This is a genomic window from Pseudoalteromonas sp. S1609, from assembly GCF_005887255.1.
In the GTDB taxonomy this organism is placed as follows: Bacteria; Pseudomonadota; Gammaproteobacteria; order Enterobacterales; family Alteromonadaceae; genus Pseudoalteromonas.
In genome coordinates, this window is record NZ_PNDJ01000283.1 from 1 (window position 1) to 223 (window position 223).

The 223-nt window shown below is 41.7% G+C and carries 1 pseudogene; it reads right to left on the reverse strand.

Annotated elements, in window-relative coordinates:
• Positions 1-223 (reverse strand): annotated as a pseudogene (locus tag CWB76_RS19750) (phosphate-binding protein); the annotation flags it as partial.

Consider the following 223-nt stretch of genomic DNA (forward strand, 5'->3'; position numbering starts at 1 on the left):
TTTACATAAACATATAAAACACGTGATAGTGGGTATTTACCTTGTGCTACGTTTTCAAGCGGGGCATCAACAAAGTTAGTGCCTTTTTTAGATAACGGAACAGTACGCCCACCCGATGTTTTATAACCAATGCCAGAGTAACCAATCGCATGTAAAGACGCAGAAATTGACGGAACAACAGAAGCAGAACCCGGGTGCTCGTTCACTATATTACGCAAAACAC